The sequence below is a fragment of the Curvibacter microcysteis genome (genome assembly GCF_028649455.1).
Classification (GTDB): domain Bacteria; phylum Pseudomonadota; class Gammaproteobacteria; order Burkholderiales; family Burkholderiaceae_C; genus Curvibacter; species Curvibacter microcysteis.
Map to the genome: position 1 here is coordinate 74,199 of NZ_JAQSIO010000004.1, position 25,654 is coordinate 99,852.

Consider the following 25,654-nt stretch of genomic DNA (forward strand, 5'->3'; position numbering starts at 1 on the left):
GTCAAGCCGCCAGTGTAGCCGCCCGCCGCCAAGCCTTCGCCGCCGGGGGGCTCAGGGCTTGAGCAAGGTCAGATCGGCCTCACTGAGCCAACGCCATTGGCCGGGTGCCAGGTCCGCGGGGATGGTCAATCCGCCGATTTGGGCGCGGTGCAAGCCTTCGACCCGGTTGCTCACCGCCGCCACCATGCGTTTGACCTGGTGGTACTTGCCCTCCAACAAAGTCAGGCGCAGCAAATGCGGCCCGGCCGCCTCACAGGCCGCCGCCCGCACGGGCTTGGGGTCGTCGTCCAACACCACGCCAGCCAGCAGGCGCTGGATCTGACCGTCGTCCAGGGGGTGCTTGGTGACCACCTCGTAAATCTTGGGCACATGCTTTTTGGGCGAGCTCATGCGGTGGATGAACTGGCCGTCATCACTGAGCAACAAGAGCCCGGTGGTGTCCTGGTCGAGCCGGCCCACGGCCTGCACGCCTTGCACCGCACTCTTGCTGGGGCGTTGACGCAGCGGCGCGGGCAACAAGGTGTAGATGCTGGGCCAGGCCGAGGGCTTTTGTGAGCACTCGGTGCCAGCAGGCTTGTTCAGCATCAAATACGCCTTCTCGTGGTAAGCCCAGTCCACCCCCTGCACCCGAAAGCGCAGGCCCGTGGCCACGAAGTCGCGCGCCGACTCGGTGACGGGCACCGGGCTGTCGGCATCGACGGATTCATACACCTCAACCAGCCCCTGCTGAATGAGCCCTGCGCAGACGCGGCGGGTGCCGAAGCCTTGCGAATAAAGAATGTCCTGCAATTGCATGGGCCCGATTGTTCCAGATCGCTCAGCCCCCTTGGCCGGCTGCGGTTAGTATTTCGCCTCGGCCGCCGCGCCCCCCTCCCCCCCAACGCCTACCCCGAAGCCCATGCGCATCCTGCTGGTCGAAGACAACCGCACCCTGTCCGAGTGGCTGGCCCGCACCCTGCAGAAAGACCGTTATGTGGTGGAGTGCGCCTACGACGGCGAAGACGCCTACCTGCGCCTGCGCAGCGAAGCCTATGACCTGGTGATCCTTGACCTGGGCTTGCCAGGTCTCAGCGGCCAGGAGGTGTTGCGCCGCCTGCGTGCGCGTGACAACAACGTGCCGGTGCTGATCCTCAGCGCCAGCGACTCGCTGGCGGGGCGCATCGAGGGCCTGGACAGCGGTGCCGACGACTACATGTCCAAGCCCTTCGAGGTGGCCGAACTGGAGGCCCGCATCCGCGTGCTGCTGCGCCGCCACGCCAACCACAAAAACCCCATCCTGCGTTGCGGCCCGCTGCGCTACGACAGCAACAGCCGGCAATTCCACCTGGGCGAGGACGAGCAAGCCTTGGCCTTGACGCCGCGCGAACACGCCCTGCTGGAGACCTTGCTGATGAAGCTGGGCCAGACAGTGAGCAAGCAGGCCCTGGCCGAGGCTTTGTTCACGCTGGACGACAACGTGTCACCCGACGCCATCGAAATCTACGTGCACCGGGTGCGCAAAAAGCTGCAAGGCAGCGGCGTGGCCATCATCACCCTGCGCGGGCTGGGCTACCTGCTCAAGGCCAATGGCCCCTGACCCCACACCCGCCGCCAGCGGACCGGGGCGGGTGCGCCCGGGGCTGCGCCGCCTGAGCAGCAGCCTGCGCAGCCAATTGCTGCTGTGGCTGCTGGTGCCCCTGGCGGGCATGGCCGTGCTGGACACCTGGTCCAGCTACCGCGAGGCCGAGCACACCGCTACCCTGGTGCAGCAGCGCCTGCTGCTGGGCGCGGCGCGCATGATCGGCCAGCAAGCCCAGTACCAGGACGACAGCGTGCAGGTGGTGGTGCCGCCGGCGGCGCTGGAGCTGTTTGCCGGCCCACAAAGCGACCGGGTCTACTACCGCATCACGCGTGGCAATGGTGAGCTGTTGCTGGGCTACCCCGAGCTGCCAGACCCACCCCACGCGCCCGCCGCCGAAGAGGCGGTCTACTTTGACACCCAACAAAACGGCGTGCCGGTGCACGCGGTGGCCTTTGCCCAACCCTTGCTGGGCGCGCCCGAACAAGCGCCGCTGCACATCCTGGTGGCCCAGACCCTGAACAGCCGCAACGCGCTGACCAGCGAGGTGTGGCGCAGCCTGGTCTGGCGCCAAGGCGCGGTGCTGGGTTTGATGGCCTTGCTGCTGGGCCTGGGCCTGCGCCGCGGCTTGCAGCCCGTGCTGACCCTGCGCGACCAGATGTTGCAGCGCCGCCCCGGCAGCCTGGAGCCCCTGGCCCCCGGCCGCACGCCCACCGAGCTGGCCCCCTTGGTGGACGCCGTCAACGACTACGCCACCCGGCTGGACCACCACATGTCGGCCCACAGCCGCTTCATTGCCGACGCCGCCCATCAACTGCGCACCCCGCTGACCGTGCTCAACACCCAGGTGGTTTACGCCCTGCGCACCACCGAGCCTGCGGCCCGCCAAGAAGCCTTGCAGGCCACGCTGGGCACGGTGCAGCACGGCATGCGCCTGGTCAACCAGCTGCTGTCGTTTTCACTGGCCGAGGCCAGCCAAGGCCAAGCGCGCCAGCAAGAGCCGATGGACCTGGCACGCTGCGCCCAAGACGTGCTGGAGGCCCTGGCCACGCTGGCCGACCAGCGCGACATCGACCTGGGGTTTGAGACCGAAGGCGGCCCCTTCCACGTGCGGGCTTCACCCCGGCTGCTGCATGAACTGTGCGCCAACCTGTTGGACAACGCCTTGCGCTACACCCCCCCAGGCGGACGCGTCACGCTGCGCGTGATGGGCCATGCCGACTTGGTGGAATTGCAGGTGGAAGACAACGGCCCAGGCATCCCGGCGACCGAGCGGGAACAGGTGTTTGAACGTTTTTACCGCCTCAACAACCGGCAATCCGACGGCTGCGGTCTGGGCCTGGCCATCGTGAGAGAGATCGCCAACGCCAGCCAGGCCCAGATCACGCTGGACGACGCCCCGGGGGCGCACGGCCTGCTGGTGCGCTTGGTCTTCCCGGCCTGCGCGGCCTGACCCCGGTCACCCACGCCTGCCAGCCTTGCTCACTGAAGCGGGCCCAGCCGCGCATTGGCCACGCGCACAAATTCATGGGTGTAGGTGCGCGACAGGTCCACTGGGCGATCGCGCACGGTGCGGTTCACCGCCGCCACCACCTTCTGCACATGGGGCGGGCCCGCCGCGGGCATGAAGCCGTCAGGCGAGTACATGGCGCGGCTCTCCGTCAGCGCCTGCACGTACAAGTTGCGCTCCAGCCCATCGTCCATTCCCAAGGCCGTGGCAATCTCCGCGGGGCTGCGCTGCTGGATGAAGCGCAGCGCGCGCACCAAAGCTGTGACCAGTTGCTGGACCTGCTCGCGGTGGCTGTTGACCCAGGCGGTCTGCATATACAACGAGGCAAATGGAAAGGGCCCGCCCAGGGCTTTGAGCGTCGCTTCCGGCGTGCGCAGGTCGACCAACATGCGCGCCTGGCCGCTGTGGATCAAGCGCGTGGCCAGGGGCTCGGTGGTCATGCCGGCATCGATGCGCCCCTGCGCCAGCGCAGCCGCAAAAGAGGCGCCGCTGCCCACGGGCACCACTTTGTAGTCTTGCGGGCGCAGGCCATGGCGCAAGGCCAGCGTGCGGGTCAGCAGATTGGTGGAAGAGCCCAGGCCCGTCACCCCCAAGCGCCGGCCCTTGAAATCAGCCGGGCTGGTGAAGGTGTCCGCCAGTGGGTTGGCCACCAACTCCACCTCGCCCGGCGACAGGGTGAAGAGCACCACCGCCTGCACGGCTTTTCCGCGCGCCTGCAAGTCCAGCGTGTGGTCGTACGCGCCCACCACGCCTTGGGCGCCGCCGACCAGCAACACGTCTTCAGCGTTCACGCCCGAGCCCTCGGACTGCAGCTCCACGTCCAGACCCTGGTCGCGGAAATAGCCCAGGTGCGCCGCCAAGCGCACGGGCAGGTAAATCTGCTTGTCCAGCCCCGCCACCATCAACACCAGGCGCTCGGCGGCGCCGGCGGGCGCTTGCCCCAGGCCCAGCACCGCCAGCAGCAAGAGGGCACGCCAGAATGCAGGTTGCCACCATCGATTCAAAGTTGTCTCCTTCATCCAAGGGCTGCTAGGCCCTCCCCAATGCCGCGATTGTCGGTCATGCTGCATGGGCCTGCTGACCGCTGAAAGCCAGCTGAAAGCCTGGGGGGCCTAGAGTCGCGCCCCAGAAGCGCTGCCCGCCACAAGGGCTGCCCCTGGTCAGCGCCCGCCGACACCCCTCGACAACAAGGAAGACAAACATGAAACGCCGCACCCTGCTGCAAGCCGTTGGCAGCGCCGCCCTGGTTCCGGGCTTTGCGCTGGCCCAGGACAAATACCCCAGCAAAGCCATCACCTGGATCTGCCCTTACGCAGCGGGCGGCAATGCCGACATCCGTTCGCGCCAAGTGGCCAAGGTCATGAGCAGCCTGCTGGGCCAGCCCATCATCATCGACAACAAGGCAGGCGCCGGCGGCAACATCGGCACCGAAGCCATCGCCCGCGGCAAGCCTGACGGCTACACCCTGGGCATGGGCAACCTGGCCCCCTTGTCGGTCAACCATGCGCTGTTCAAGAAGCTCAACTTCGACCCCTTCAACGACCTGACGCCGATCATGCTGATCGAAAAAGGTCCGCTGATCCTGATGGTGCGCAACGACTCGCCCTACAAGACGCTGAAAGACCTGGTCGCCGCCGCCAAGGCCAACCCGGGCAAGATCATCTACGCCTCGGGCGGCATTGGGGGATCGCACCACCTGAGCGGCTCGCTGTTTGAGCACGCCGTGGGCGTCGACATGATCCACGCGCCCTACAAGAGCGGCTCGGCTGCTGCCACCGACCTCATGGGCGGCCAAGTGGACTTCATGTTCGAGCAGATGTATGCGGCCATGCCCTCGATCAAGGCTGGCAAGATGCGCGCCCTGGGCATCACCAGCAAGGCGCGCTCCCCCCTGCTGCCGGACCTGGCCACGATGGTCGAACAGGGCTTCCCCACCGTCGAAGTGCTGAACTGGCAAGGCCTGGTGGGCCCAAAGAACATGCCGGCCGACTTGGTCAAGCTGCTCAACACCGTGGGCAACAAGGCCCTGCAAGATGCCGACCTGCGCCAGAAGATCATCAGCCAAGGCAACGACGTGGGAGGCGGTACGCCCGAAGCCTTTGCGGCCCTGATCAAGGCCGAAGCCCCGCGCTGGGGCAAGGTTGTGCGCGACGCCAAGATCGAACCGGAATAAGCCCTGGCGCGCGCCGTCGGCGCGCTGGCCTGCCCCCCGTTGCGCACGGGGGCTACACTCAGGTAAAACGGAAGGCCGCACTCAAGTCCCCGGGGGGTCGCTCGCCCCGGGCGCGGAAGGCCGCATCACGCTCGGCCAGCCCTTGCAGTGTGGGCAGGCCGTGCAAGCGCGTGATGAAGCGCAGGATCGAGGTCGTGTCATAGAAGGTGTGGTCCACATGCCCTTTCTTGACATGGGGCGAGATCAGCAACGCCGGCACGCGCGAGCCCGGCCCCCAGCGGTCGCCCTTCGGCGGGGCCACCGGGTCCCACCAGCCCCCGTTCTCATCAAAAGTCACCACCACCAGCATGTGGGGCCATTGCGGGCTCTTCTTCAGGTGCTCGATCACGTTGGCCACATGTTGGTCGCCCGAGGCCACGTCCGAATAACCCGCGTGCAAATTGAGGTTGCCCTGAGGCTTGTAAAAGGTCACGGCGGGCAGGCGACCGGCCACCACATCGGCCAGGAAGTGGTTGGACATGGGGCTGTCGCCAGTGCCACCATCGCGCAGGTGCTGAGCCCGCGCCGCCGTACCGGGCGCGAACTGGCTGAAGTAATTGAAGGGCTGGTGGTGGTACTGGAAATTGGGCCGATCGCCATCGGCGCGCCGGTCCAGGGCGGCCTGCCAGGCGCCGCCATACCAAGCCCAAGACACCTGTTTGCGCGACAACAGGTCACCAATGGTGTCGTAGCGCTGGGGCGGCAGCGTGCTGGCGTGGTCCGGGTCGGCCAGGCTGGGGTCACCGCCGGGGGCGGGGCGCACATAACTGGGCTGATAAGGCGGCGCCATGGTGTTGACGGCGTAACCATCGGGGGAAATGGCGCCGTCGTTGACGTACTTGGGCCGGCCGTCCAAGGCTGAAGCGGGGCTGTCGGGGGCCAAGGCCAGACGCGCCCCCTGTGGGCCGTCCTCGGTCACGGCGATGCGCGTGCGAGCCGCCGTGCGGCTGGCGTGGAAGTACTCAGGGGTACGCCCTGCAATCAAAAACTGGTGGTTCAGGTACGAGCCCCCAAAGGCCGCCATGAAAAAGCGGTCGCACAAGGTGTATTGCTGGGCCAGCTTCCACAGACCGAGCTGCTGACGCGACGCGCCGTAGTGGCCCATGACCAGGCCCCCCGCGTCGGACCAAGCGGCAAAGCCGTCGTTCAGTCCCCCGTTGATCTGCATTTGGTTCTGGTAGAACAAGTGGCACAGGTCGCGCGTGATGACCGACTCCGGCAAGGGCAGGCCTTCGGCGTCCTTGAGTGCAAAAGGGGCGTTGGGCAGGCCGCTGATCTTGCTCTCGTCGATCAGGTAGGTCTTGCCTTCCACGCTTTGACTGCGTGGGACCAGGCCCCCCCAGACCTTGGGCAAGGCGGGCAGGGGTTGGCCATTGCGGTCGCGCTGAACGAAGCGCTCGGGCGGCAGGCCAGACAGCGGATCCAACGCGCCGGGGAAGTCAGCGAACAAATTGACGAAGCTGCGGTTTTCCAGGTAGATCACCACCACATGGCGGATGTGCCGCTGCAGTTGCGCTTGAAGCGAGCGCGCCGGTGACTGTTGCCGGTTGGCAGGGGTCTCGGCCGCAGCGCCCGCGGCGCTCAGGCCCGTGGCGGCTGCGGCGGTGACGCCGGCTTGCAACCAGCGCCGACGTGAGGGGCTGAGTGGTGTGTCCAGGTTCGACGCAACCTGTGACGGGAGGGCGGGTGAAGTGGGGTCCTGGCTCATGGGCGTCCTGACGCAGCGGGTGCCCGCTGACCGCAGCGGACTGACGCGCATTTTGACGCAGCAGGGGCCGATCAGTCGTCACGCCGGCGCCGGGCCCACCAGCCTGCGAGCACGGTGAAAGTCACCACCACCGCCGCGATCACCCAAAACCCATGCGGGTGCTCAGCCAGGGGGATGCCCCCCACGTTCATGCCCAAGAGACCGGCCACGATGTTGATGGGCAGGGCCAGCACGGTGACCACGGTCAGGGTGTAGACGCTTTTGTTGGTCTGCTCACCCACCTGGGCCGCGATTTCTTCTTGCAGCAGGCGGATGCGCTCCTGCAGTTCAGCCGCATCACGGATCACCAAAGAGAACTCCTCTGTGGCTTGGCGCAGATCGTCCAGATCCTCGTCCCCGACCCAGGCAGGCGGGCGGCGCAGCAGGCGAAACAAGGCGCCAGGCTCGGGCGCCAGCAAGCGCTGAAGGCGCACCAGCACCCGGCGCAACGCGCCCAGCTCGGCACGCTGGCGCTGCAGCCGTCCCTGCAACAGGCGGTCTTCCACGCTGTCGACCTGCACCGTGGCCTGACGCACGATGCGCACCAGCACATCGCCCTGGTCATGCAACAAGCGGTTCAAAAAAGCCAGTGAAGACGCAAAGCGCAAGCCGTCGCGCACGGCCTGGCGCAGCACGTCGATGGTGCGCAGCGGGTGCAGGCGCGCCGTCAGGGCCAGGTGCGGGCTGACGTTGACCCACAGGGTTTCGATCTCAGCGGGGTCAAAGGAAAACTCATAGGCCACGTCGTTGACCACCGCCACCAGGGTGCCGTCGGCGTCTTCGATGCGGGTCGAGCGCGAGCCCTCGTGCAGGGCCTCAAAAAACTCTGGCGCCACCGGCAGGTGCTTGCGAATCCAGGTCTCGGCCGCGGCATCGCTGAGGTTGAAATGCAGCCAGACAAAGTCGCCTGGCGCACGCGGCGCCTGCAGCCAGGCGAGGGCCTGCTCCAGGTCCAGCGCCCGCCCCGAAGCGCCCGCCTCGAAGGCGTAGCCACAAATCAAGCCGTGGCGCGTGGCGCCATAGGAAGGGGTCATCGCTGCATCACACGCGCACCGCCTCGTGTGGCCCGTTCAGGCCACCCAAGCTGCGCATCAATAGACCTGCGGGACAAACATGTCCTGCGGCACGGGGTTGCGCAGGTAGTCTTCGTGGCGCTCGCGCTGCGGCAGCTCGATGCGCGGGTGCGGCACCTCTTCGTAAGGCATTTGCTGCAGCAAGTGCTGGATGCAATTCAGGCGGGCCTTCTTCTTGTCGTCGGCCGCCACCACCCACCAGGGCGCTTCGGCGATGTGGGTGCGCTCCAGCATGATCTCTTTGGCCTTGGTGTAGTCCTCCCAGCGACGGCGCGACTCCAGGTCCATGGGGCTGAGCTTCCACTGCTTGAGCGGGTCGTGGATGCGGCCCAGAAAGCGCAGGCGTTGCTCGTCGTCCGAGATGGAAAACCAGTACTTGATCAACTGAATGCCCGAGCGCACCAGCATGCGCTCAAACTCGGGCGCCGAGCGGAAAAACTCTTCGTACTGATCGTCATTGCAAAAGCCCATGACGCGCTCGACGCCTGCGCGGTTGTACCAACTGCGGTCGAACAGCACCATCTCACCCGCCGCGGGCAAGTGGGCGGCATAGCGTTGGAAGTACCACTGCGTGCGTTCCCGGTCGTTGGGCGCTGGCAAGGCCGCCACACGGCACACGCGCGGGTTCAGGCGCTGGGTGATGCGCTTGATCACGCCCCCCTTGCCGGCAGCGTCGCGCCCCTCAAAAAGGATCACCACTTTGTGGCCGCTGGCAACCACCCAGTCCTGCAGTTTGACCAGTTCGCCTTGCAGGCGGAACAGCTCCCGGAAGTAGCGACGGCGGTTTTCACGGTAGCTCGCATCGCGCAAGGCGTCGGTGCCTCCAGCGAGTTCGTCAATGTGGCGGTCCTCCAGCTCCAGTTCCAGCTCTTCGTCATAGCTGTCGTGGGCTTCTTGGTGGATGCGGCGGATGAGTTCGTCTTCGTCGGAGATCAAAAGCAGACCTTTGGCGGCTAAATAGGCAACGGGGGCCCCACAGGGGCCGGCGCCCGCAGCCTAAAGGGCCACTGTGTCAGGGCCATGACAAGACTTTCCCCTTCAATCTGCGCAAAGCTTGATCTCGCTGGGTGTGGCGCCGCCCCAGGCCGGTTAAGTTGGAGCTTCACGCCACCCTGGCACGCCCCTCATCACCACCCAGCCCGCTCAACATGCCCCTGCAACACCGCCCCAACCCCCTCGACACGCGCAGCGAGCGCATCGTGGACGCCCTCAAGCAACTGCGCCAATTCCGCCCGGCACAGGAGCGGGAGCGGGCCATCCATGTGCTCAGCGGCGTGACGGTCAGCCCCCTGCCCGACCCGGGCCGCGAAGGCCATGGCCTGCTGCAATTGCACTTTGCCGGGGGACTGACGGAGGCCGTGATCGGCGAGGACTATCTGCAGCTGCAGATGATCGAGCACTGCCGCTTGGAGCAAGACGGCCCCGAGGGCGACGGTCCGGTGGCACAGCGGGTGCGGTCGCTCTCGAAAAAATGGGCGCAACTGAACGAAGTCGGTTAAAAATAATCACTAGCGCCGCAACGCCGCATGAATTGACCTTCTACTCTTCAGAAAGACACCCATGCCAAGACCTTTGACCAGCGACGAAATGCTCAGCCTGCCCAACACCGTGCTGTACGACCCAGTGGCCAAACGGGGCGCAGCCTACAACGGGCTGCACAAGCTGATCACGGAAAGCGCCAGCAGCAAATTGCTGGAATTCGCCTTGAAAAAGGCCTACCAGGACGCCCCCTGGGACCCGACCACCCACGACCCCGAAGGCGATTGGACGCCGCTGCCGTCCTGGATGGTGGGCGAAGTGCAGCACCGCTGCGTGCTGTACTGGCTCAAAAGCGGTGATGAATCCGACGAAGACCTGCTGAAGATCCCTGCGGCTTGACCCGCACGGCGCTTCGCCGGGCCAAAAGCCTCCCGGGGTCAGCCGTCCGTTGGTACCGCCGAGGGAGCCAGCTCAGGGATTGCGCGCAGACCGCTCCACTGGCAAGGCCGGGGGCACGCTGTTGACCAGGGGCATGGGCTTGAAATCGTCCAGCACCGTGGCCGTGAACAACACCCGCCCGCCTTCCCAGGGTCTGTAGGGCTCAAACACCACCTTGGTGGCACGCCCACCGGGGCCGATCACACGCGGCGGCACATCGACCAGGCGGCCGTAGTCGGCAAAAGCAAAACCACGCCAGCTGGCACCGGCCTTGGGCAAGGGGTCGTTTTCGGGGTTGTCTGCCACCCAGGCCAGAATCACCCGGCACTCGGGGCCTGGACGCAGCGGCTCAATGATCTCGGTGACCACCTGCATTTCCTGGCGGTCCTTGTCGGTGGGCTTGTCAGACATGCCCGTGCTTCTGGGGGTGTGAAAGCGAATCAAGCCGTCCAACACCAGCAGGGTCTTGCTGGCATCCACCCCGACCGGGACCGTCCCTTCACGGCACAGGCGCACCCGGCCAGACTCGCCCCGGGCATGGGCCACCGAGGCCAGCAACAGCATGGCGTAAATCAAAAACTTCATGAAACCCCTCCTCTGCCCTGCGGGCGGTACTGGCATCGCGCGCTGGCTCTGCAAGCACTGGGCGACCCGACGGCCCCCAATTTAACCGAGGCGGCCGTTACAACTCGTGCATTTCATCACAAATACGCGGTGTAACCACCTCCGCAGACTGGCACCCGCGCGCCCTCCTGCGCCACTGGATTCAGGGCTGGCAAGCCCCCTTGCGACCGGGAAAGGATGGCCCCCGATCAGGGGCTTCCTCGAAGGCTTCGCTACCATTGGCACATGACACAGAACAAGATCATCGCCACCCACAGTGGCAGCTTCCATGCCGACGACGTTTTTGGCGTGGGCATCCTGATGGGCGTCTTCCCCGAGCACACCCTGCTGCGCACCCGCCACAACGACAAAATCGAGGCCGCTGATTTCGCCGTCGACGTGGGTGGGATATGGGACGCCGCCAAAGGCCGTTTTGACCACCACCAGCGCGGATTTGACGGCGCCCGCCCGGCGCGCCAAAACGCAGACGGCCAAACCGTGCCGGGCGTGGGCTACGCCAGCGCCGGCCTGGTGTGGTCGGCCTACGGAGCGCAATACGTCCAAGCCTGGGCGCAGCGCCACCAACAAGCGCTGGACCAGGCCGCCGTGGCCGACATCGTGAGCAGCATCGACCACTCGCTGGTGCAGTACCTGGACATCGTGGACACCGGCCAGGGCGACGTGGCCGCAGGCATTTTTGGCCTGTCGGCCCTGGTCGCCCAGCTCAACACCCACTGGATGGAAGAACAAGGCCTGGACCAGAGCACCAAAGCGCAGTTGCAGGAGACGCGATTCAGAGAAGCCATCGCCATCGTGCGCAAGTTCCTGGACCACGCGATTGGCAAGAAGGTCTCGCAAATCCGCTCCGCCGACATCGTGCGCCAGTCGCCGCGCCTGCTGGGCGGCCGGGTGCTGCACCTGAACCAGGGTGGCATGCCCTGGACCCGCGTGGTGCTGGACGAAATGCCCGAGGTGCTGCTGGTGATCTACCCCGACTCGGACGGCAACCAGTACCAGCTCAAGACCGTGCCGGTGGAAGTGGGCTCTTTCCAGTCGCGACTGGACCTGCCCGCCGCCTGGTCCGGCCTGCGCGAACACGAACTGGCCGCGGTCACGGGCGTGGCCGACAGCGTGTTCTGCCACCTGAACCTGTTCATCGCCGGCGCACGCAGCCTGGAGGGCATCACGCAAATGGCGGCCCTGGCACTGCCCAAGGCCACCGCCTGAACGAAGTTCACCCCCGAGGCGGCGCTGCCGCCCTCACTCAGCCCAAGACCTGCTGGGCCACCCAGGCATAGACGGGAATGCCCAGCAGCAGGTTGAGTGGGAAGGTCACCCCCAGCGACAGGCCAAAGTACAGCGAGGGGTTGGCCTCGGGAATGGCGTAGCGAAGCACGGCTGGCACCACGATGTAGGACGCGCTGGCCGACAGCACCATCAACAAAGCCGCGTCCCCGGCCGGCAAACCCAGCAAAGCCGACAAAGCCAGGGCCAGGCTGGCGTGCACCACCGGCCCCAGGCAAGCATAGGCCAGCAACACGGGCGACTGCCCCCGCACCGAGCCCATGTTCTTGCCCACCATCAGCCCCATGTCGAGCAGGAAGAAGGCCAGCATGCCCTTGAACAGGTCACTGGAGAAGGGTGCCATCAACTCATGCCCCCGGTCACCGCTGAGGTAGCCGACCGCCATGGCACCCAGCAGCATCAGCTGCGCCCCGTCGGTGAAGGACTCATGCAGGATGCGCCCCAGCGAGGGGCCATTTCCCCCACCTGCGCCGCCCCCCAACGTCGCCACGGCCGCGCCGCCGCCTGTGGATGAGTAAGCCACAGCGCCCTTGGCGGCATGGCGCAGCCGGTTGGCCAACAGCACGGCCATCAGCACCGCAGGCGACTCCATGATGACCAAGGCCACCGCCATGTGACCGCCCGGGGCCATGCCGTGGGCGTCGAGGTACTGGGAGGCGGTCACAAAAGTCACGGCACTGACCGAACCATAAGAGGCGGCGATGGCGACCGCATCCAACGGCGAGACCCGCCGCTTGAGCACCTGGTAGCCCAGGGCCGGCACCAAAAAGGCCATGGTCAAGGCTGCCAGCAAGCCCAGCACCACGGTGCCACTGATGTCCGAGTGCGCCAGCGCCAGGCCGCCCTTGAGGCCCAGGGCCATCAGCAGGTAAAGCGACAAGAACTTGGCGATCGCGGGGGGGATCTCCAAGTTGGAACGCAGCGCCCCCGCGGACAGGCCCAAAACAAAAAACAGAATCGCTGGGTCCAATAGGTTCTGCATGAACAACTCCTTCTGGATGCCATGCTAAAGAGCGAAGTCCATTAGGTAAAATCGATTCTTAACCATTGATCCATAGAGATAAATCTATGAACATCACTTTTCGGCAGTTGAAGCTCTTTCTGGCCTTGGCTGACACCGGCAGCGTCAGCCGCGCCGCCCAGGCCTGCCATGTGACGCAACCCACCGCATCGATGCAACTGAAAGAGGTGTCTGACTCGGTAGGTTTGCCGCTGTATGAAGTGATTGCCAAGCGCGTGCACCTGACCGACGCGGGTCGGGATCTGGCGCGCACAGCGCGCGCCATCCAGGACGAATGGGCCGCGTTCGAGCAACGCATCGACGCCACCCAGGGACTGACGCGCGGCCAGCTTCGGGTGGCCGTGGTCAGCACCGCCAAGTACTTTGTGCCCCGGCTGTTGGGCAGTTTTTGCGCGCAGTACCCGGAGATCGACATCGCCCTCGAAGTGCTGAACCGCGATGGCGTGGTGCAGCGCCTGCGCGACAACCGAGACGACCTCTACATCATGTCCATGCCGCCGGCTGACATGGACTTGGAGGACCAGGTGTTTCTGCCCAATCCACTGGTGGTGATTGCCGCGCAAAGCCATCCCCTGGCCTCGCAGGGTCCGTTGACGCTGCAGGACCTGAGTGCCCAGCGCTTCATCCTGCGCGAGCGCGGTTCGGGTACACGCATGGCGGTGGATGCGCACTTCAAGCGCCAGCGCTTCAAGCCCCAGCTTCGCCTGGAATTGGGCAGCAACGAAGCCGTCAAAGAAGCCGTGGCAGGCGACCTGGGCTTGTCGGTGCTGTCACGTCACGCCTTGGCAGGCCAGCCGGCAGCCCACGGCGTGGCGGTGTTGGACGTGCAGGGCTTTCCACTGGCGTCCAGCTGGCACCTGGTGCGGCAAAAGGGCAAACAGTGGACCCCCATCGCCCGGGTGTTTCAGGCCCATTTGCTCGCCAGGTCGGCGGGCTGGGCGCCCCCTCTTGGGACAGAAAGCCAGGACTGAACCAGCACAGCGCTGTCGCGCAATCGCTCGCGGCGACAGGCCCCAAGCCCCTGCGCCAGCGCGGGTCGGGAGGCCTGATTAGACTTTGCGCCTCACCACCAGAAAGCAGGCCCCCATGCTCATCCGTTTGACCTATGCGAGCCGCGTCAAAGGCAGCCTGGGGCCCGCCGATGTCAAGGACATCCTGCGCGCCTCCAAACGCAACAACGCTCAGTTGGGCATCACCGGCACGCTGCTGCTGGTGGATGGCCTCTTTCTGCAGTGCCTGGAGGGGGGCCTGGTGCCCGTCAACACCCTGTACCACCGCATCCTGTTGGACCCACGGCACCACCAACCCGCGCTGTTGAACTTTGCCGAAATCGAGCGCCGGCTCTTTGGCGGCTGGCACATGGGACTGGTGCCGGCCACCGCCGACAACCTGGCCGTGCTCCTGTCTTACTCTCCGTCGGCGCAGTTTGACCCCTATGCGATGCGCCCCAAGGCACTGGATGCCTTGTTTGAAGAATTGGTCGCCCGCGCCCGGGTGTTGGGCGACTGAGCCCAAGTCACGGCCCGTGGCATGAAGGCCGAACCGGCCCACCGACCGGAGTGACGGAAGTTCAGAGCCAAAGCGGCGCTGGCGTGGTCGGGTCTTGCCAAGACTCGGTCACGGGGGCGTCCAGCAGCTGATTCCCGTCGTCCTCCAGCAAGGCCCTCGCGGGGCCCTTGGCGCGACGTGCACCTGGCAAGGCGCTGCGCCGGGTCGGCCGGTGCAAGACAGCATGTTTGCTGCTGCGCCCAGTGACCCGCTGACGCCACAGCCGAAACGAAGAAGGCCGCAGGCTGCGGCGCATCAGGGCAATGACCGCCGCCTCAGACAGGCCATATTGCAACTCAATGGCCTCAAAAGAGACCTCGTCCTGCCAGGCCATCTCAATCACGCGGGAGTGTGCACCCGGGTCCAGCACGGGTGGGGTCAAAGCGGTGTCGGAGGGCATGAACTGTGGGTCTGTCAGTGAGGGTGAATGAAAAAGTCCGGCCAGAGCCTGCGGGGCGGGGCCCCGTGAGAGCCAAATCAGGCGAACGCCACCCAGGCCGCCGGCTTCGCCCGCGCCAAGGGCTCGGCCCGACCTACCCACCGGCATTGAAGCAGACTCCTGCCAGAGCCCGGGATCAAGCTCGGAATGGCCCTGCACGGTCCCCAGGTTCAGGAACCTCGCAGGTGGATGCGATGCCCCTCAGGGGCGTCGCCACCGGGTTGTGGCAGGCTGGTTCGGCGACAGAGAAGCTGGGTGACCCCAGGCACGCGCCACACGCGAAGAGACATCGCGCCCCAGGGCAGCACTGATGTAGGCACCGGCTTGGATCAACTGGGACAAATCGATGCCGGTCTCGTACCCGAGACTGTGCAGGAGGTAGACCACCTCTTCGGTGGCGACGTTGCCCGACGCGCCGACGGCATAAGGACAGCCCCCCAGCCCGGCGACGGAGCTGTCAAAAACACGGATGCCCAAGTCCAGCGAAGCCACCGTGTTGGCAATGGCCATGCCATAGGTGTCGTGGTAATGGCCCGCCAACTGAGATGCCGGCAGCACCGACAGACAGGCCTCCAGCATGCGCCGCGTGGTGTTCGGGTTGCCACGTCCAATGGTGTCGCCCAGCGAGATTTCGTCACAGCCCATCTCACGCAAAATGAGAGCCACTTCGGCCACTTTGGCCGGCGCGATATCCCCTTCATAGGGACAGCCCAGCACGCAAGAAACATAAGCTCGGACCCGCACCCGATGGGCACGCGCGCCGTCGATGACGGCACGAAAACGCGCCAGACTCTCTCGAATGGAGCAGTTGATGTTGCGCTGCGAGAACGACTCTGAAGCCGAACCAAAGACCGCCACTTCCTCGCAACCGACAGCCAGGGCAGCCTCCAGCCCTTGAAGGTTGGGCGTGAGCGCGCTGTAGTGCACCCCAGGCACACGTGGCACGCGCCGCAGCACCTCCGCGCTGCCCGCCATTTGCGGTACCCACCGGGGCGACACAAAGGACGCCGCCTCGATGTAGCGCACGCCGGCATCCACCAGCCGCTGGACCAGTCCGACCTTGATGTCCACGTCGATGGGCTGCTTCTCGTTTTGCAGCCCGTCACGGGGGCCGACTTCCACAATTTTGATGAATTCGCTCATGGGACCTCATGGGACTGGCCTGCGCCACCCAAGGCGCAGGCCAGTCGGAACGCGGCAAGCCAGGTGGCCCGCCAACTGGCCTAGGCCAAGGTTCCTGTGTTCACTCGATGGTGATCTTGGCGGTTTTGATGTACTGGCCCCAGCGGTCAATCTCGCTGAGGTAGAAGTTTTGGTAAGCACGCTGGTCCATGTGCTCGACCACAAAGAACATCTTCTTGGTCTGCTCGACGATGGCCGGTTCTTTGAGGGTGGCATCGACCGCTTCGTGCACACGGGCGAGCACGTCTGCGGGCATGCCAGCCGGGCCAAAGATACCGACCCATGGGCCGCGCTCGACGTTGAGCCCGATTTCCTTCAGGGTGGGCACATCCGCAAACTCCGGCAGGCGTTGGGGCATGGAGATCGCCAGCAAGCGCAGGGCACCGTTGCGCAGGTGAGGCTCGACCGTGGACAGCACGTTGATCGAGCAGTCGACTTGTTGGGACAACTGGGCCTGCAGCAGGGGGGCGGTGCCGTTGTAAGGCACATGCAGCAAGTCCACCCCCTTGGCCTCTTTGAGGGCTTCCATCATCAGATGCCCAGAGGTCGCGGTGCTCCACGAGCCGAAACTCATGGGGGTTTTGGCCTCTTTCGCCATTTGCAAGAACTGATTCAGGTTCTTGGCGGGGTGAGCAGCACTCACGACCAGCGCGGCAGGGAAAAAGCCCAAGGGTGCGATGGCGACAAACTCCTTGCGGGGGTCGTAAGGCGCCTTCTTCATGGCCTGGGGCGCGATGGTGTGGGACTCCATGCCACCGTACACCAAGGTGTAGCCATCGGCCGGGCTGCGCGCAGCCACCACGCTGCCGATGGTGCCGACGGCACCAGGGCGGTTATCGACCACGATGGCCTGGCCCAGGCGCTTTTGAAGGCTGGTGCCCATGAGGCGGACAATCACATCGCCGCCCCCACCGGCCGCCCAGGGCACGATGATCTTGATGGGCCGATTGGGAAATGCACTGCCCTGGGCGAACGCAGGGGGTGCCAAGGTCGACAGCATCGTGGCGCCGAGGGAGCCGAGCACCGAGCGGCGCTTGAACTGAGCTTGTGTCATGTCGATAGTCTCCGAATGATGGAATGGGTGAAAAGTCTCGCGGGCTTCGAGTTCTGGTTATCCAGCCGCCCCACTGGTAACAACTGCGGTGGGCGGAATCACTGGCGGCGCAGTTCTTCCAACAGGGCCAACGCTCGGTCTGTGCGCACATCGTGCTCCGCAGCCATGCGCTTGGCGACAGCGTCGATTTCGTCGCCGGTGGCCCCCGCCACCAGCGCAATGTTGCGGGCGTGCAAGGCCATGTGGCCGCGCTGAATCCCCTCGGTGGCCAAGGCACGCAATGCCCCCAGGTTCTGCGCCAAGCCGACGGCAACCGCCACTTCACCCAGCTCTTGTGCAGACTGGACGCCCATGATCTTGAGCGACAACTGGGCCAGCGGATGGGTCTTGGTCGCCCCCCCCACCAGGCCCACGGGCATGGGCATCTCGATCGTGCCCACCAACGCGCCCTGGGTGTCTTTCTCCCAGGTCGTCAGCGAGGTGTAGCGCCCCGAGCGGCAGGCATAGGCATGGGCGCCCGCCTCCACCGCACGCCAATCGTTGCCGGTGGCGACGATGACGGGGTCGATGCCATTCATGATGCCCTTGTTGTGTGTGGCCGCACGGTAGGGGTCGATGGCCGCAAAGGTGTAGGCATCCAGCACGCCTTCAATGATCTCCTCGCCACTGCGTTCAGGGGTCCGCAACACGGCTGGTGTGAGCCGCACGCGGGCTCGGGACAGGCGCAGGTCCGCCAGGTTCGACAGGATGCGCAGCCGCACCGTGCCAGCCGTGAGCTTCTCGACCAGAGGCGACACCGACTCCGCCATGGTGTTGACGGTGTTGGCACCCATCGCATCGCGCACATCAACGATCAAGTGCATGACGATCATGGGCCCGCGAGCGGTGTCGGGAAACACATGGACCTCGATGTCGCGGCAGCCACCGCCCAGGCCGATGAGGACCTTGTCGCGGCTGTTGGCAAGCGCCAGGATCTCATCACGGTGCTTCAGGAGCGCAAGCCGGGCGCCATAGGGGTCGGTGATGCCGAGGACCTGGACCTGGGCGCGCATCAGCGGCCCCGTGCTGGAGGTCTGGAAGCCGCCGCAGTCGCGGGCCAGCTTGGCCATGTAGGAGGCTGCAGCCACCACCGAGGGCTCTTCAACCACCATGGGCACCAGGACGTCGCGTCCATTGACTTGGAAGTTGCCGCCAACCCCCAAGGGCAGTTCAAAGGTGCCGATGACGTTTTCCACCATGCCGTTGGCACGCTCGACGCTGAGCGCACCGGGCTGGGTGATCAGGGCAACTTCGTCCTCCGACAGGTCAGTGATGCGCGCAAGATGTTCAACGCGCTGGGCAGGGGTGAGGGAACGAAAGTTAGGGAGGCGGGAGTCGACCATGGGATATCGCAGGAGTGAGTGATACGGCATGGGCAAACTGTACTTTTTCTGTACCAAATTAAAAAGGTACAGTTTGACCAAACAGATCCTCCTCAGGGCTCTGATCGACGATGTGTCATAGTTTGACCATGACAGTCGAAGGAACACCTCAGACACGCCGCGCTCGCAAAGGCACCCTGCCCGTTTCAGTGGCCGACGACATCGAGCGACAGATTCGCGATGGCGCCTACCAGGTCGGTGACAAACTGCCCTCGCTGCGCGAGATGGCCGCGCTGCACAAATACGCCAAGAACACGGTGGTCACGGCCTTTGAATTGCTGGTGTCGCGCGGGTTGATCGAGCCTCGTCGTGGTGCCGGTTATTTCGTGGTCGACAAGCCACCCTCCAAGGCGGCCGATGACGAGGCCGGGAGCCTGGGACGCGCGATCGACATCGTCTGGTTGATGCGCGAGCAGCTCAAGACCGAGCCAGGCGCCGTGGCCGTGGCCGATGGCTTTCCACCCGTCGAATGGTTGGCAGATGTGCGGCTGGACAAGTACCACCAGAAAGTGGTGCGCACCGGCCTGGGCTCGCTGTTCCGCTATGGCAGCCGCTTTGGCTATGCCCCACTGCGGGAACACCTGGTGCGCAAGCTGGCCGACTTTGGCATCGGTGTGGCGCCACGACAAATTGTGCTGACGCACGGCGCCAACGAAGCCATGGACATCGTGATTCGCTACTTCGTGCCCCCCGGCGGGAAGGTGTTGGTCGATGACCCTGGCTACTACCCCCTGTTTGGCAAATTGAAAATGGCCAGCGCTGAGGTGCTGGGGGTGCCGCGCCTGCACGACGGGCCGGACTTGGATGCGCTGGAGCAACTGCTGATCACCCACCGGCCTCGGCTGTTCTTCACCCAATCGCTCGCCCACAACCCCACGGGGTCGGACCTGTCCGCCGCCAAGGCTTTTCGCGTGCTGCAACTGGCTCAAAAGTACGATCTGCTGATGGTGGAGAACGACCCCTTGGCCGACTTCAAGCCCACCTCGTCTCCGCGCCTGGCATCGCTGGACCAATTGGAACGAACGATCTACATCGGCAGCTTTTCGAAATCGTTCTCGGCCGCCCTGCGGGTGGGCTTCATCGCCTGCGGCGCGGATCTGGCCAGTGACTTGGCCGACCTGAAGGCCTTGATCCATGTGAGCAGTTCCGAGTACTGCGAGCGCACCGTGGACGTGATGCTCAGCGAGGGCCATTACCAGCGGCACCTGACACGCTTGCGCAGCCGGCTGGGCGCCGCAACCGAGGGTGCGCGAGCCCTGTTCGATTCAGTGGGGGCGACCCTGTTCGCACCGAATGCCCAATCGCTTTACCTGTGGGCCTCGCTGCCTGGGGTCGAGGATTCGATGGCCCTGGCCACCGCACTGCTGCCTCAAAACATCCGATTGGCCCCCGGCAGGATATTCAACGTCGATACCGCCGTGGTCTCGCCCTGGTCACGCTACAACGTGGGGGCGGTGATGGATCCGCGGTTCAGCCAGGCCCTGCACGCCGCTTTGAAGCAATTGGATTCAGGGCGTTGAAACCTGCCGTGGCAGGTGATGCATGTCGGTGCATCGACTGCCTGGCCCCCATCGCACGAGCATGGCTGCCACCGGGCATGGCCCCCCAATGAAAAAGGGCGTTCACCGGATGTTGGTGAACGCCCTTGGACGTTATGTTGGTGGAGCTGGGGGGATTTGAACCCCCGTCCGCAAGCCTTCTTCGAACAGTTCTACATGTTTAGCGATCTGATTTGAGTCTCACACCCTGAACCGCGCAGTCGCACGCTGATCAAGACGCCAGCACCCTATTTTCTCGCTCCATACCAAGGTACCCGGCACAGAACCAGCCAATGAAAATTACCCCACAGCCTGGACGTCTTGCGACACCCTTGCCCAGCCCATTGGCCGACTGTTGTGAGGCTCACCGGTGTTTAAGCGGCGAGTGCGAAACGTTCGTCGTTTGCAGTTAGTTTTTTTTCAGCTGTTTAACGAGGTGACTGAACCTCGACATGCCCTGCTGCGCGTCCGAACCCACGTCGAAACCAATGCAGCCCCAGACCCTCTATTTTAGGCCTCGGGCAACCATTGCAAGAGCTGCAGCGGAGATTTAATTTCCGCATGCGCCCCCCAGGCCTGGGTATCGGTTTTCTGGCCCAAATAGCCATAGCAAGCCGCCACGGTGCGCATGCCAGCGGCGAGGCCGGCGACGATGTCTCGCTCGTCATCTCCGACATAAAGGCAATGCTCAGGCGCCAATCCCAGGCGACGGGCGGCCTCATACAAGGGCTCGGGGTGCGGCTTGGCGAAGGGGGTGGTGTCACCACTGACCACGGCTGCCGCGCTGCTGAACAAGGGCATGGCCTGCGTCAGAGGCACGGTAAATCGCGCCGACTTATTGGTGACCACCCCCCAGGGCAGCTTGCGGCTGACCAGCGTCGCCACCAGTTCAGGCACGCCGTCAAACACGGTGGTCAACTCGGTCAGCCGCGCCTCGTAGTTTTGAAAAAACTCTTCGCGCAAGGCCGCAAAGGTCTCGTGCTCGGGGGTGATGCCAAAGGCTTCACCCAGCATGCCCCGAGCGCCGGCGCCTGCCATGGGGCGGTAGCGCTCATAGGGCAGCGATGGCAGACCACGATCCAGCCGCATTTTGTCAGCGGCAGCCCCCAGGTCGGGGGCGCTGTCCACCAAGGTGCCGTCCAGGTCAAACAGCACGGCACGAATGTCTTTGAACATGGAATGAACCTCTCAGACCGGGCTGCGGCGGGTGGACACCATGTAGTTCACGCTGGTGTCAGCATTCAGCGCATAGCGGCGGGTCAGGGGGTTGTAGCCCAAGCCCCGGGTTTGCTGCCAATCCAAGCCGGCATCACGGCAAAACGAGGCCAGTTCGGCCGGTCGAATGAGCTTGGCAAATTCATGCGTGCCACGGGGCAGCATGTTCAAGATGTACTCCGCCCCCACGATGGCGAGCAAAAATGCCTTGGCGTTGCGGTTGATGGTCGAGAAAAACACATGGCCACCAGGCTTCACCAAGGTGGCACAGGCGCGCACCACGGAGGCAGGGTCAGGCACATGCTCCAGCATTTCCATGCAGGTGACCACATCAAATTGGCCGGGCTGCTCTTGCGCCAAGGCTTCGGCACTGATTTCCCGGTACCGCACGTTGGGTGTTTGAGCCTCCAGCGCATGCAATTGCGCCACTTTCAGGGCTTTGGAAGCCAGATCGATGCCCAATACGTCGGCACCGGCTCGAGCCATGGAGTCCGACAAAATGCCTCCGCCACAACCGATGTCCAGCACGCGCTGACCTGCCAAAGGGGCCTGGGCATTGATCCAAGCCAGGCGCAGCGGGTTGATTTGGTGCAGGGGCCGGAATTCGCTCTCGGGGTCCCACCAACGGTGGGCCAGGTCGGAGAACTTGGCCAGTTCGGCCGGATCAGCATTGAGCGCAGGAGCGGGGGTCAGAGCTTGGGTCATCCTTGGATTGTGAACGAAACAGGCATAAAAAAAGCCCCGTTGCCGGGGCTTCTTGATGTAACCCGAAGGGGATTACTTGTTGGCGCGGGTGCCAACGACTTCGATTTCCACGCGACGGTTCTTGGCGCGGCCTTCGGCAGTCTTGTTGTCAGCAACGGGTTGCTTCTCGCCCTTGCCTTCGGTGTAAACGCGGTTCTTTTCGATGCCCTTGGACACCAGGTAAGCCTTCACAGACTCAGCGCGCTTGACCGACAGCTTTTGGTTGTAGGCGTCAGAACCAACGGAGTCGGTGTGACCGACAGCGATGATGACTTCCAGGTTGATGTCCTTGACCTTGCCGACCAGGTCGTCGAGCTTGGCCTTGCCTTCGGGCTTCAGAACAGCCTTGTCGAAGTCAAAGAAAGCGTCAGCAGCGTAGGTCACCTTGCTGGCAGCCACTGCGGGAGCAGCGGCGGCGGGAGCAGCAGCGGCCGGGGCAGCAGGAGCAGCAGCAGCAGCCGGAGCAGCAGGAGCGGCAGCCGGAGCAGCCTTAGGAGCGATAGCGCCATCGCAACCAGCCACGGCAGTTGCCGGGGTCCAGTTGGCATCACGCCAGCACAGTTCGTTGGTGCCGTTCTTCCAGACCAGTTCGCCGGTGCCGTTCTTCCAGTTGTCGACGGTTTGAGCGCCAGCAGCGGTTGCAAGGGCAGCGGAGGCAAACAACATCGCCACTTTGTTCAGTTTCTTCATGGTTCTCCTCTTGGGGAAAAAGCCGCAGCCGCGCTGCGAATACGTACGTTTCCAGTGACCACCACCAAAAACGTTACTTAAATTGTGCCACACCCGCCCGCCCCACCCTCGGCTCGGTGTCACCAAGCGTGCAGGACAAGGCCTCAACCGGGGAATATTGTTGCTAGATAGCGACAAGGCGTTGCCCGTAAAATGGCAGCTTCTTGCCGTCAACACCACCTTCCATGACTCAGTTCGCTAAAGAAACTCTGCCCATCAGTCTTGAAGAGGAAATGCGGCGCAGCTACCTCGACTACGCGATGAGCGTGATCGTGGGGCGAGCGCTGCCTGATGCGCGTGACGGCCTGAAACCCGTGCACCGCCGCGTTTTGTTCGCCATGCACGAGCTGAACAACGACTGGAATCGGCCCTACAAAAAGTCCGCCCGTATTGTGGGTGACGTGATTGGTAAATACCACCCGCACGGTGACAGCGCGGTGTATGACACGATCGTTCGCATGGCGCAAGATTTTTCCTTGCGCCACATGCTGGTTGATGGCCAGGGTAATTTCGGCTCGGTCGACGGCGATAACGCCGCGGCCATGCGATACACCGAAATCCGTTTGGCCAAAATCGCCCATGAAATGCTGGGAGACATCGACAAAGAAACCGTCGATTTCGGCCCCAACTACGACGGCAGCGAAAAAGAGCCCCTGGTTCTGCCCAGCCGCCTGCCCAATTTGCTGGTCAATGGTTCCGCTGGCATCGCAGTCGGCATGGCCACCAACATCCCACCGCACAACCTCAATGAAGTCGTGGACGCGTGCCTGCACCTGCTGCGCCAGCCTGAGGCCACGATTGATGAGTTGATGGAAATCATCCCGGCGCCGGACTTCCCGACGGCCGGCATTATTTACGGCATTAACGGCGTCAAGGACGGCTACCGCACGGGTCGCGGCAAGGTCGTGATGCGCGCCAAGTGCCACTTCGAGGACATCGACAAGGGCCAGCGCCAGGCCATCATCGTTGATGAGCTGCCCTACCAGGTCAACAAAAAGACCTTGCAAGAGCGCATGGCCGAACTGGTGCACGAAAAGAAGATCGAAGGCATCAGCCACATCCAGGACGAGTCCGACAAGTCCGGCATGCGCCTGGTGATCGAGCTCAAGCGCGGTGAAGTGCCCGAAGTGGTGCTGAACAACCTGTACAAGCAGACCCAGCTGCAAGACACCTTCGGCATGAACATGGTGGCCTTGATCGATGGCCAACCCAAGCTGTGCAACCTCAAAGACCTGATCGTGGTCTTCTTGCAGCACCGCCGCGAAGTGGTGACGCGCCGCACCATCTTCAACCTGCGCAAGGCCCGCGAACGCGGTCACGTACTGGAAGGCCTGGCCGTTGCCCTGGCCAACATCGACGATTTCATTGCCATCATCCGCAACGCCCCCACCCCACCGGTGGCCAAGGCCGAGTTGATGCTCAAGAGCTGGGACAGCAAGCTGGTGCGCGAGATGCTCACCCGCACCCGCGCCGACGGTGGCGTGGTGAATGCCGACGACTACCGGCCTGACGGTCTGGAAGTTGAATTCGGCATGCAAAACGATGGCCTGTACCGCCTCTCTGAGACGCAGGCCCAGGAAATTCTGCAGATGCGCCTGCAACGCCTGACCGGCCTGGAGCAGGACAAGATCGTGGCCGAGTACAAAGAGGTGATGGCCGAGATCGACGACTTCCTCGACATCCTGTCCAAGCCCGAGCGCGTCTCCACCATCATCGGTGACGAACTCACCGTGGTGAAAACCGAATTCGGTCAGACCAAGCTCGGCGCTCGCCGCAGCGAGATCGAACACAGCGCCCAGGACCTCAGCACCGAAGACCTGATCACCCCCACCGACATGGTGGTGACGCTCAGCCACAGTGGCTACATCAAGAGCCAGCCGCTGTCCGAATACCGGGCGCAAAAGCGCGGCGGCCGCGGCAAGCAAGCCACGGCCACCAAGGAAGACGACTGGATCGATCAGCTCTTCATCGCCAACACGCACGACTACATCCTGTGCTTCTCCAACCGGGGCCGCCTGTACTGGCTCAAAGTCTGGGAAGTCCCGGCCGGTTCGCGTGGCTCACGCGGTCGCCCCATCGTCAACATGTTCCCGCTGCAAGAGGGCGAAAAGATCAACGTGGTGCTGCCGCTGACCGGTGAAAAGCGCAGCTTCCCAGCCGATCAATACGTGTTCATGGCCACCTCCATGGGCACGGTCAAGAAGACCCCGCTGGACGACTTCAGCAACCCGCGCAAGGCCGGCATCATTGCCGTCGACCTGGACGAGGGCGACTTCTTGATCGGCGCCGCACTGACCGACGGCCAGCATGATGTGATGCTGTTCAGCGACGGCGGCAAAGCCGTGCGCTTTGACGAAAACGACGTGCGCCCCATGGGCCGCAATGCGCGCGGCGTGCGCGGCATGATGCTGGACGAAACCCAGCATGTGATCGCCATGCTGGTGGCCGAGGACGAGCAGCAAAGCGTGCTCACCGCCACCGAGAACGGCTACGGCAAGCGCACCTCGATCACCGAGTACACCCGCCATGGTCGTGGCACCAAGGGCATGATCGCCATCCAGCAAAGCGAGCGCAACGGCAAGGTCGTCGCCGCCACCCTGGTGCATGCCGATGACGAGATCATGCTGATCACCGACAAGGGTGTGCTGGTGCGCACCCGTGTCAGCGAGATCCGCGAACTCGGCCGCGCCACCCAGGGCGTGACCCTGATGGCGCTGGACGAAGGCTCGCGCCTGTCCGGCCTGCAACGCATCGTGGAAAACGACGCCAACATGCCCAGCGCCGACGGCGAAGAGGGTGGCGACGCCGCCCCCGAGGCCGACAGCCAGGCCTGAGCCC

24 protein-coding genes and 1 other RNA gene are annotated in these 25,654 nt (G+C 64.3%); 10 read left to right on the forward strand and 15 right to left on the reverse strand.

All coding sequences use genetic code 11. From position 1 onward, the window contains the following. Nucleotides 1–51: 51 nt before the first annotated feature. Nucleotides 52–795 carry a 16S rRNA pseudouridine(516) synthase gene (locus PSQ39_RS11930; RefSeq protein ID WP_273927023.1) on the reverse strand — a complete coding sequence of 248 codons (744 nt, stop codon included), beginning with the start codon at nucleotides 793–795 and terminating at the stop codon, nucleotides 52–54. 103 nt (nucleotides 796–898) lie between these two features. Between PSQ39_RS11930 and PSQ39_RS11935 the strand changes: the two genes are divergently transcribed. Together PSQ39_RS11935 and PSQ39_RS11940 are read left to right on the forward strand one after the other, a co-directional pair. Next, nucleotides 899–1,576: a response regulator gene (locus tag PSQ39_RS11935; RefSeq protein WP_273927024.1), complete on the forward strand. Its 678-nt coding sequence runs from the start codon at nucleotides 899–901 to the stop codon at nucleotides 1,574–1,576. Further along, complete coding sequence (locus PSQ39_RS11940) at nucleotides 1,566–3,011, forward strand: sensor histidine kinase (RefSeq protein WP_273927025.1); 1,446 nt, start codon at nucleotides 1,566–1,568, stop codon at nucleotides 3,009–3,011. The genes PSQ39_RS11935 and PSQ39_RS11940 overlap by 11 nt, the downstream gene beginning before the upstream one ends. Nucleotides 3,012–3,040: 29 nt before the next feature. Here PSQ39_RS11940 and PSQ39_RS11945 read toward each other — a convergent pair whose 3' ends face one another. Beyond that, nucleotides 3,041–4,072: an ABC transporter substrate-binding protein gene (locus tag PSQ39_RS11945; RefSeq protein ID WP_273927027.1), complete on the reverse strand. Its 1,032-nt coding sequence runs from the start codon at nucleotides 4,070–4,072 to the stop codon at nucleotides 3,041–3,043. 197 nt (nucleotides 4,073–4,269) lie between these two features. Between PSQ39_RS11945 and PSQ39_RS11950 the strand changes: the two genes are divergently transcribed. Then, entirely contained in the window at nucleotides 4,270–5,241 is a 972-nt protein-coding gene (locus PSQ39_RS11950) for a Bug family tripartite tricarboxylate transporter substrate binding protein (RefSeq protein ID WP_273927028.1), read from the forward strand. 58 nt (nucleotides 5,242–5,299) lie between these two features. On the opposite strand, the gene PSQ39_RS11955 is transcribed toward PSQ39_RS11950, so the two are convergent. From PSQ39_RS11955 to ppk2, 3 genes are all read right to left on the reverse strand, one after another. Next, nucleotides 5,300–6,988, reverse strand: coding sequence for an acid phosphatase (locus PSQ39_RS11955; protein ID WP_273927029.1), 1,689 nt, complete (start codon nucleotides 6,986–6,988; stop codon nucleotides 5,300–5,302). 71 nt (nucleotides 6,989–7,059) lie between these two features. Next, nucleotides 7,060–8,061 (reverse strand): transporter, encoded by a 1,002-nt coding sequence (locus PSQ39_RS11960; protein WP_273927031.1) that lies wholly within the window; start codon nucleotides 8,059–8,061, stop codon nucleotides 7,060–7,062. Nucleotides 8,062–8,118: 57 nt separating this feature from the next. Next, complete coding sequence (gene ppk2, locus PSQ39_RS11965) at nucleotides 8,119–9,036, reverse strand: polyphosphate kinase 2 (protein ID WP_273927033.1); 918 nt, start codon at nucleotides 9,034–9,036, stop codon at nucleotides 8,119–8,121. Nucleotides 9,037–9,248: 212 nt separating this feature from the next. On the opposite strand from ppk2, the gene PSQ39_RS11970 reads away from it, so the two are divergent. After that, nucleotides 9,249–9,599: a hypothetical protein gene (locus tag PSQ39_RS11970; protein WP_273927034.1), complete on the forward strand. Its 351-nt coding sequence runs from the start codon at nucleotides 9,249–9,251 to the stop codon at nucleotides 9,597–9,599. A gap of 61 nt (nucleotides 9,600–9,660) precedes the next feature. Then, nucleotides 9,661–9,978 carry a hypothetical protein gene (locus PSQ39_RS11975; protein ID WP_273927035.1) on the forward strand — a complete coding sequence of 106 codons (318 nt, stop codon included), beginning with the start codon at nucleotides 9,661–9,663 and terminating at the stop codon, nucleotides 9,976–9,978. 72 nt (nucleotides 9,979–10,050) lie between these two features. Here the strand turns inward: PSQ39_RS11975 and PSQ39_RS11980 are convergent, their stop codons facing one another. Further along, the gene (locus PSQ39_RS11980) at nucleotides 10,051–10,602 is read right to left on the reverse strand and encodes a hypothetical protein (RefSeq protein ID WP_273927037.1); all 552 of its coding nucleotides are present in this window, start codon (nucleotides 10,600–10,602) and stop codon (nucleotides 10,051–10,053) included. Nucleotides 10,603–10,866: 264 nt separating this feature from the next. Between PSQ39_RS11980 and PSQ39_RS11985 the strand changes: the two genes are divergently transcribed. Next, entirely contained in the window at nucleotides 10,867–11,847 is a 981-nt protein-coding gene (locus PSQ39_RS11985) for an MYG1 family protein (protein ID WP_273927039.1), read from the forward strand. A 37-nt stretch (nucleotides 11,848–11,884) separates the two neighbouring features. Here PSQ39_RS11985 and PSQ39_RS11990 read toward each other — a convergent pair whose 3' ends face one another. Next, nucleotides 11,885–12,907: a sodium-dependent bicarbonate transport family permease gene (locus tag PSQ39_RS11990; protein WP_273927041.1), complete on the reverse strand. Its 1,023-nt coding sequence runs from the start codon at nucleotides 12,905–12,907 to the stop codon at nucleotides 11,885–11,887. An 86-nt stretch (nucleotides 12,908–12,993) separates the two neighbouring features. Between PSQ39_RS11990 and PSQ39_RS11995 the strand changes: the two genes are divergently transcribed. Then, nucleotides 12,994–13,917: a LysR family transcriptional regulator gene (locus tag PSQ39_RS11995; protein ID WP_273927042.1), complete on the forward strand. Its 924-nt coding sequence runs from the start codon at nucleotides 12,994–12,996 to the stop codon at nucleotides 13,915–13,917. Between the two features lie 115 nt (nucleotides 13,918–14,032). Further along, nucleotides 14,033–14,455 (forward strand): BLUF domain-containing protein, encoded by a 423-nt coding sequence (locus PSQ39_RS12000; RefSeq protein ID WP_273927043.1) that lies wholly within the window; start codon nucleotides 14,033–14,035, stop codon nucleotides 14,453–14,455. Between the two features lie 61 nt (nucleotides 14,456–14,516). On the opposite strand, the gene PSQ39_RS12005 is transcribed toward PSQ39_RS12000, so the two are convergent. The 4 genes from PSQ39_RS12005 to PSQ39_RS12020 form a co-directional block, all read right to left on the reverse strand. Beyond that, nucleotides 14,517–14,894, reverse strand: a complete 378-nt coding sequence (locus PSQ39_RS12005) for a TIGR03643 family protein (protein ID WP_273927045.1) — start codon at nucleotides 14,892–14,894, stop codon at nucleotides 14,517–14,519. A 240-nt stretch (nucleotides 14,895–15,134) separates the two neighbouring features. Beyond that, a complete protein-coding gene (locus PSQ39_RS12010) occupies nucleotides 15,135–16,076 on the reverse strand; it encodes a hydroxymethylglutaryl-CoA lyase (RefSeq protein WP_273927047.1) in 942 nt (313 codons plus the stop codon). A gap of 100 nt (nucleotides 16,077–16,176) precedes the next feature. Beyond that, nucleotides 16,177–17,169: a Bug family tripartite tricarboxylate transporter substrate binding protein gene (locus PSQ39_RS12015; RefSeq protein ID WP_273927048.1), complete on the reverse strand. Its 993-nt coding sequence runs from the start codon at nucleotides 17,167–17,169 to the stop codon at nucleotides 16,177–16,179. Between the two features lie 98 nt (nucleotides 17,170–17,267). Continuing rightward, on the reverse strand, nucleotides 17,268–18,551 hold the full coding sequence (locus PSQ39_RS12020; RefSeq protein ID WP_273927050.1) for a hydroxymethylglutaryl-CoA reductase, degradative: 1,284 nt from the start codon (nucleotides 18,549–18,551) through the stop codon (nucleotides 17,268–17,270). A 128-nt stretch (nucleotides 18,552–18,679) separates the two neighbouring features. Between PSQ39_RS12020 and PSQ39_RS12025 the strand changes: the two genes are divergently transcribed. Then, nucleotides 18,680–20,110: an aminotransferase-like domain-containing protein gene (locus PSQ39_RS12025; protein WP_273927052.1), complete on the forward strand. Its 1,431-nt coding sequence runs from the start codon at nucleotides 18,680–18,682 to the stop codon at nucleotides 20,108–20,110. Between the two features lie 138 nt (nucleotides 20,111–20,248). On the opposite strand, the gene ssrA is transcribed toward PSQ39_RS12025, so the two are convergent. The 4 genes from ssrA to ompA all read right to left on the reverse strand — a co-directional run bounded on the left by ssrA (nucleotide 20,249) and on the right by ompA (nucleotide 22,777). Next, nucleotides 20,249–20,626: a transfer-messenger RNA gene (gene ssrA, locus PSQ39_RS12030) on the reverse strand. A gap of 12 nt (nucleotides 20,627–20,638) precedes the next feature. After that, nucleotides 20,639–21,304 carry an HAD family hydrolase gene (locus PSQ39_RS12035; RefSeq protein ID WP_273927054.1) on the reverse strand — a complete coding sequence of 222 codons (666 nt, stop codon included), beginning with the start codon at nucleotides 21,302–21,304 and terminating at the stop codon, nucleotides 20,639–20,641. 12 nt (nucleotides 21,305–21,316) lie between these two features. Continuing rightward, a complete protein-coding gene (gene ubiG / locus PSQ39_RS12040; protein ID WP_273927055.1) occupies nucleotides 21,317–22,048 on the reverse strand; it encodes a bifunctional 2-polyprenyl-6-hydroxyphenol methylase/3-demethylubiquinol 3-O-methyltransferase UbiG in 732 nt (243 codons plus the stop codon). A gap of 72 nt (nucleotides 22,049–22,120) precedes the next feature. Next, on the reverse strand, nucleotides 22,121–22,777 hold the full coding sequence (gene ompA, locus PSQ39_RS12045) for an outer membrane protein OmpA (protein WP_273927058.1): 657 nt from the start codon (nucleotides 22,775–22,777) through the stop codon (nucleotides 22,121–22,123). A gap of 224 nt (nucleotides 22,778–23,001) precedes the next feature. Between ompA and gyrA the strand changes: the two genes are divergently transcribed. Then, entirely contained in the window at nucleotides 23,002–25,650 is a 2,649-nt protein-coding gene (gene gyrA / locus PSQ39_RS12050) for a DNA gyrase subunit A (RefSeq protein ID WP_273927059.1), read from the forward strand. The last annotated feature ends 4 nt before the right edge of the window (nucleotides 25,651–25,654 follow it).

What these genes read in the sequence shown, in the direction of transcription:
- PSQ39_RS11930 (WP_273927023.1), bottom strand. Translation starts at nt 795, where the DNA reads ATGCAATTGCAGGACATTCTTTATTCGCAAGGCTTCGGCACCCGCCGC.
- PSQ39_RS11935 (WP_273927024.1), top strand. Translation starts at nt 899, where the DNA reads ATGCGCATCCTGCTGGTCGAAGACAACCGCACCCTGTCCGAGTGGCTG.
- PSQ39_RS11940 (WP_273927025.1), top strand. Translation starts at nt 1,566, where the DNA reads ATGGCCCCTGACCCCACACCCGCCGCCAGCGGACCGGGGCGGGTGCGC.
- PSQ39_RS11950 (WP_273927028.1), top strand. Translation starts at nt 4,270, where the DNA reads ATGAAACGCCGCACCCTGCTGCAAGCCGTTGGCAGCGCCGCCCTGGTT.
- PSQ39_RS11955 (WP_273927029.1), bottom strand. Translation starts at nt 6,988, where the DNA reads ATGAGCCAGGACCCCACTTCACCCGCCCTCCCGTCACAGGTTGCGTCG.
- PSQ39_RS11960 (WP_273927031.1), bottom strand. Translation starts at nt 8,061, where the DNA reads ATGACCCCTTCCTATGGCGCCACGCGCCACGGCTTGATTTGTGGCTAC.
- PSQ39_RS11970 (WP_273927034.1), top strand. Translation starts at nt 9,249, where the DNA reads ATGCCCCTGCAACACCGCCCCAACCCCCTCGACACGCGCAGCGAGCGC.
- PSQ39_RS11975 (WP_273927035.1), top strand. Translation starts at nt 9,661, where the DNA reads ATGCCAAGACCTTTGACCAGCGACGAAATGCTCAGCCTGCCCAACACC.
- PSQ39_RS11980 (WP_273927037.1), bottom strand. Translation starts at nt 10,602, where the DNA reads ATGAAGTTTTTGATTTACGCCATGCTGTTGCTGGCCTCGGTGGCCCAT.
- PSQ39_RS11985 (WP_273927039.1), top strand. Translation starts at nt 10,867, where the DNA reads ATGACACAGAACAAGATCATCGCCACCCACAGTGGCAGCTTCCATGCC.
- PSQ39_RS11990 (WP_273927041.1), bottom strand. Translation starts at nt 12,907, where the DNA reads ATGCAGAACCTATTGGACCCAGCGATTCTGTTTTTTGTTTTGGGCCTG.
- PSQ39_RS11995 (WP_273927042.1), top strand. Translation starts at nt 12,994, where the DNA reads ATGAACATCACTTTTCGGCAGTTGAAGCTCTTTCTGGCCTTGGCTGAC.
- PSQ39_RS12000 (WP_273927043.1), top strand. Translation starts at nt 14,033, where the DNA reads ATGCTCATCCGTTTGACCTATGCGAGCCGCGTCAAAGGCAGCCTGGGG.
- PSQ39_RS12005 (WP_273927045.1), bottom strand. Translation starts at nt 14,894, where the DNA reads ATGCCCTCCGACACCGCTTTGACCCCACCCGTGCTGGACCCGGGTGCA.
- PSQ39_RS12010 (WP_273927047.1), bottom strand. Translation starts at nt 16,076, where the DNA reads ATGAGCGAATTCATCAAAATTGTGGAAGTCGGCCCCCGTGACGGGCTG.
- PSQ39_RS12015 (WP_273927048.1), bottom strand. Translation starts at nt 17,169, where the DNA reads ATGACACAAGCTCAGTTCAAGCGCCGCTCGGTGCTCGGCTCCCTCGGC.
- PSQ39_RS12020 (WP_273927050.1), bottom strand. Translation starts at nt 18,551, where the DNA reads ATGGTCGACTCCCGCCTCCCTAACTTTCGTTCCCTCACCCCTGCCCAG.
- PSQ39_RS12025 (WP_273927052.1), top strand. Translation starts at nt 18,680, where the DNA reads ATGACAGTCGAAGGAACACCTCAGACACGCCGCGCTCGCAAAGGCACC.
- PSQ39_RS12035 (WP_273927054.1), bottom strand. Translation starts at nt 21,304, where the DNA reads ATGTTCAAAGACATTCGTGCCGTGCTGTTTGACCTGGACGGCACCTTG.
- ubiG (WP_273927055.1), bottom strand. Translation starts at nt 22,048, where the DNA reads ATGACCCAAGCTCTGACCCCCGCTCCTGCGCTCAATGCTGATCCGGCC.
- ompA (WP_273927058.1), bottom strand. Translation starts at nt 22,777, where the DNA reads ATGAAGAAACTGAACAAAGTGGCGATGTTGTTTGCCTCCGCTGCCCTT.
- gyrA (WP_273927059.1), top strand. Translation starts at nt 23,002, where the DNA reads ATGACTCAGTTCGCTAAAGAAACTCTGCCCATCAGTCTTGAAGAGGAA.